This window comes from Coprobacter sp. (assembly GCF_982436375.1).
In genome coordinates this window covers 1-4,760 of sequence record NZ_CEWDCG010000215.1, presented here as the reverse complement: position 1 = coordinate 4,760, position 4,760 = coordinate 1, and the positions used below count along the sequence as shown (strand labels likewise).

The window sequence follows — 4,760 nt, the reverse complement described above, 5'->3', positions numbered from 1 at the left end:
CTTATAATTTGAAATTCGTAGCGAACGATCGAGATATAAATCCTGCCAATTCCGGTATTAATGCGGGTAATACGCTCAATCAGTTCGGTTCTTCTTTCGAGGTAACCGTTAAATGGGAATTTTACAGAAATATGAAATGGAGCTCAAGACTATTCTATTTTACTAATTATGAGCAAATTCAATCTGATTTTGAAAATAGTTTTGATTTCATTCTGAATCGTTTTTTCTCAACTCGTCTTTTCCTTCACTTAAGGTATGATGATGCCCGGGAGAAAAAAGACCGTAAGACTCATTTCCAATTTAAAGAATTGCTGAGTTTCGGCTTCAATTATAGCTTTTAATTGATTTTTGTACCTTGTTTTAAAAAGTATGGTTCGTGTTTTTACAGATTCTTTAAAACCATGAAAAAATATATCTCTTTATTTGTTTTACTGATGTCACTAATTTTATCTGTATCTGCAAAGTCGGATAAAAAAGATGAACCTGTTAAAAAGTGGTATAAGCAGAGTTATTGTGTTGAAGGTTATACAGAGGAAGAGGCTCGGCTTTTACATAATTCTAGAGAAATAGACCCGATAGAGGGAATTTGGCAAAATTATAATGGAGAACGATGGTCTATAGAACGTTTTACGGATCAGAATATACCGGAACAGTTTAAGTATCGAATAGTCAAGGTTAAAACTTTTAAGTATTTGACGCCGGGAATGGTTGACGGATTTTTAGAATTGACGGCGGATAAAGGCACTTTTAATCTTGTGGTGTGCCACAGATACGGTAAAGTCAGATATATAAATCATATAGCGACGTTGCTATATCGTAATCGTCTCGATATAGAAGGCTGGTTATGGAATTTCAGACTTATGAAAGTTTATCCTACTTCTGAGTCGAAATCGGCAGAGGATTCTTATACCGGGACGGGAAGCGGTTTTGCTCTTTCTTCTGATGGGTATATCGCTACTTGCAATCATGTAACAGAAGATGCAAAGCATATTCAGGTGACAGGAATCAACGGTGATTTTACTCGTTTTTATAATGCTCAAGTCATTCTTTCCGATCCCATGACAGATCTTTCTGTTATAAAAATCAATGATCCTGAGTTTAAGACTTTGGGGGAGGTAAATTATGATTTACGGACAGATGTCCCTGTCGAAGGAGAACCTTGTTATGCAATAGGATATCCACGTGCGGATCTTTTGGGGGATAATGTGAAGGTGACGAATGGGATCATCAGTGCTGTGAATGCAGGAAAAGCCGGACCTGTCTTTTGCCAGATATCCGTTCCGGTGACCTACGGAAACAGCGGAGGACCTCTGATCGATGGTAATGGAAATGTTTTGGGTATAATTTCTGCCGGTTATGGAGATAAAGCCGGGTATATGGCAAATCTTGCCGTGAAGGCATCTTATCTTAAATTGTTGTTGGAGAGTGATCCTGTTTTAAGAAAGTTGACTTTTAAACCTATACTTGTAAAAAGGTCGTTGACTGAGATTGTCAGGCAGGTGAAAGATAATGTATATTTAATAAAAGTCAGCAATAGTGAGCCTGAAAGTTCTAAAAATAATATAGTTACCGATAAATCGATAAATTCGATACCTCGTCCGGAATTACAGGATAATGGCAATCGTGTTTCTGTCCTGAATGAAGTGAAAGAGAAACACCGTTCAGGAAATTATGAAGACGCGGTGAATATCCTTTCCGAAGAATTGCAAAAAGACTCTCTTTGGGCTGATGCTTATTATTTCAGAGCTTTATGTTATTCTGCACTGGGACGGCAAAATGAGGCGATTCTTGATTATGATTCTGTTTTGAAATATCATAAAGGAAAAAGTACAAACTATTCTTTGTCGGAAATATACCAGAATAAATCTATTTGTCAGGCATTTGTCGGAGCGTACAATGGTGCGTTGGAAACCATAGATAAAGCAATTATAGCAGATGAGTCTGATGCAAAAAGTTATGAAGTTCGGGGCTGTATTTATTATTATTTGAGAGATTATGGGAAATGTATCGATGATCTTAGTCGTACAATTGAAAAAGGAAACAGAATAACGACTGCTTATTATTTCAGGGCCTTGGCTAAGTTTGCTTTAAAAGACTTTGCCGGAGCTCGGTCGGATATGGAGCAGGCAGCTTCAATGGGTGATGAGGATGCCGCACAGTGGTTAGAAAGATACCGGTAAAAATTTATTTTAAAATTATCTTGGAAAACTTAGATATACTCTTATCTCTGATTTTTTTTTCGTATTACTTGATATATTAATTGTTTTTTGCGTGAATTTTAAGCACTTTTTAATGTGTCGGTTTTTTCTTTGCAATAAAGTTTAATGCAAAGAAATATCTTATGAAACACACATCACTAAAAAGCCTTTTGTTTCTTTTTGTTTTTGTCTTAGCCGTATTACCTGTATTTGCGGATGGACGATCATATTATTGTTATTCTCCGGATGACATCATTCAAATTCGAAAATCTGCGCAGACTTCATGGGGGAGGAAGATTCTTGACCGGATTAAAACGGATATAGCTGAACGTCGTTCCCATGATCTTACAGTTCCCGTTGTCGAAGGAGGACATATTCATCATTATTATTGTGATAAAGACGGTCAGCGGTTGACTTTTGACTGGGATAAGCCTCATGCGCACTATTGCTCGGCTTGTAAAACGACTTATACCCATGTAAACCGTTTCGATTGGGCTTGGATTTATATGGTACACCGTAAAAATCAAGAGTATCTGCAAGCTTGTATGTATGCTTATATGGCTACGGGAGATTTGCTGTATGTCAATTATATCAAAGATATGTTGCTCGATTATGCATCGAAATATGCAGCATATAAAGAGTATAATGCTGCTCGGGTTATTAGTGACAAACATAGCGGCAAGGCTTTTGCGCAAAGTTTAGATGAAGCGACTTGGGCTACCTGTGCACTTCCGTCTTACACGGTTATAAAGAAATATCTGACACAAGAAGAGATCGGTAAGATAGAAAGCGGACTTTTGCGTCCTTGCGCTGAATTATTGCTTAATCGCCCTGCCGGGGCAAATTGGCAGATGTGGCATAATAGCGGTCTTGCGGTTTTGGGAGTTGCTTTAGAGGATGACTCTATTATCGACGTTGCTATGAATGATCCGGTAAGGGGATATTATGCTTTGATGAAAAAGCATTTGAAACCCGACGGGTGGATAGATGAAGGTTCTCCTAATTATCATTATTTCCCGTTACAAGCTTTAATTCATACGGCAGATGTCATGCGCTGTCGTAGAATAAATTTGTATAATGAGGATATGAGGAAGATGTTTGTTGCTCCGATTAAGGGAACTTACCCCGATTTAAGCTATCCTGCACATAGTGATGGTTGGTATGGTGCGAGTGTTTTGAGTGAGTTGCCTATTCATGAACTGGCTTTCGCCCGTTTAAAAGACCCGGTTATTGAAACTGTCTTGGAACATGCTTACGGAATGACAGATCGAACGGCATATGAATCGTTGCTTACGGGGCAGGATATAAAGCCTGTTAAAGAACCGATGATACAACCGAGTTATTGTTACCCGCAATCCGGGTTTCTTTGTTTGCGAAGCGGAGCTGTTTCTTCGGTATTAAAATTCGGTGGTCAGGGAATAGGGCACGGACATCCCGATAAATTATCTATAACGATACATAACGGAGAAAAAGAACTGATTTCTGATTTCGGTACGTGTGCTTACGGACTTAAATTGTATTTAGATTGGTATCGAAACTCGTTGCCTCATAATATGGTAACCGTAGATTATAAGGACCAGAATCGCAAGGCTTTAGGAAAATTGATCGGCTATGAGGCTACTCCAAACGGAGGTCGGGCAGAAGCTGAGTGTACGACAGCTTATTCAGGAGTGAGAATGTTACGGAAGATGAATCTGGAGGGAAATATCTTGGATGATACGTTTGACTGTGCTTCAGATTCTGTACATGTGTATGAGTATGTACTTTTATTCAATGAAAAGCCTGTGTTTAAAGCCGGAAAGGGACAGTCTGTCGTGTTGGATGAGTCGAAAGTACATTCGCCAGATTAAAAATGTAAAGAAATATAAAGTCGGTAAAAAAGTTTCATTTAAAACTCCTTCGGGAGATCTGCTCTTGAAATTATCGGAAGCACCGGTTAAGGAGCTGTTGGTTGGTGAAGCTCCCGGAATACCTGCATTGAAACTTGCAGAAGAGGGAACAGGAGCTCAGTTATGTTATCCTGTCATTGTTCGTTTACAAGGATCGAAGAATATGCGGATAAGTGCGAGATGGACGATATTTAATGCGAATACTAATAAATAACACACACACAATGAAAAAATGTAAATTTATTTATTTGGCAATGTTGGGAGTTTTTGCTGTTTCTACAGCACAGGCTTTGCCGTATGACCAGAAGTACTGGAATCAGAAATTACAGATCGAACCGTTTCGTCTGCCTTTGCCTCCGGTAGGTTATCAGGTAGAGTATATCGATTTAAATGGAGATGGAAAGCCTGACGCGATTAAATCCGTTACGGTAAACGATACTCCTATTCTTTGGTTAGATGACGACGCTAACATGAAAGAAGGGGATATTGAGGGAGATATGATCAATGATTGTTTGTTGATTGACCGTAATAAAGATGGGATTTATGGTGGACAAGGAGACTTGATTATCGATTGGGTCGATACGGATGATGACGGTAAAGCAGATATGCAGATCGTAATCGAATATCCGAAAAAAAATACCGGAGAAGTCTGGCCGAACGGGCATTATATGAT

Annotated in this window: 3 protein-coding genes and 2 pseudogenes; all 5 read left to right on the top strand. The window is 38.8% G+C overall.

The window, feature by feature from the left end:
- Positions 1-341 (top strand): annotated as a pseudogene (locus AC1WHX_RS10540) (DUF3078 domain-containing protein); the annotation flags it as partial.
- Between the two features lie 60 nt (positions 342-401).
- On the top strand, positions 402-2,180 hold the full coding sequence (locus AC1WHX_RS10535; protein ID WP_302545003.1) for a trypsin-like peptidase domain-containing protein: 1,779 nt from the start codon (positions 402-404) through the stop codon (positions 2,178-2,180).
- Between the two features lie 161 nt (positions 2,181-2,341).
- A complete protein-coding gene (locus AC1WHX_RS10530) occupies positions 2,342-4,048 on the top strand; it encodes a heparinase II/III domain-containing protein (RefSeq protein WP_303115782.1) in 1,707 nt (568 codons plus the stop codon).
- A complete protein-coding gene (locus tag AC1WHX_RS10525; protein ID WP_303115784.1) occupies positions 4,020-4,301 on the top strand; it encodes a hypothetical protein in 282 nt (93 codons plus the stop codon). The genes AC1WHX_RS10530 and AC1WHX_RS10525 overlap by 29 nt, the downstream gene beginning before the upstream one ends.
- A 10-nt stretch (positions 4,302-4,311) precedes the next feature.
- A pseudogene (locus AC1WHX_RS10520) lies at positions 4,312-4,760 on the top strand (hypothetical protein); the annotation flags it as partial.

What these genes read in the sequence shown, in the direction of transcription:
- AC1WHX_RS10525 (WP_303115784.1), top strand. Translation starts at nt 4,020, where the DNA reads ATGAGTCGAAAGTACATTCGCCAGATTAAAAATGTAAAGAAATATAAA.
- AC1WHX_RS10535 (WP_302545003.1), top strand. Translation starts at nt 402, where the DNA reads ATGAAAAAATATATCTCTTTATTTGTTTTACTGATGTCACTAATTTTA.
- AC1WHX_RS10530 (WP_303115782.1), top strand. Translation starts at nt 2,342, where the DNA reads ATGAAACACACATCACTAAAAAGCCTTTTGTTTCTTTTTGTTTTTGTC.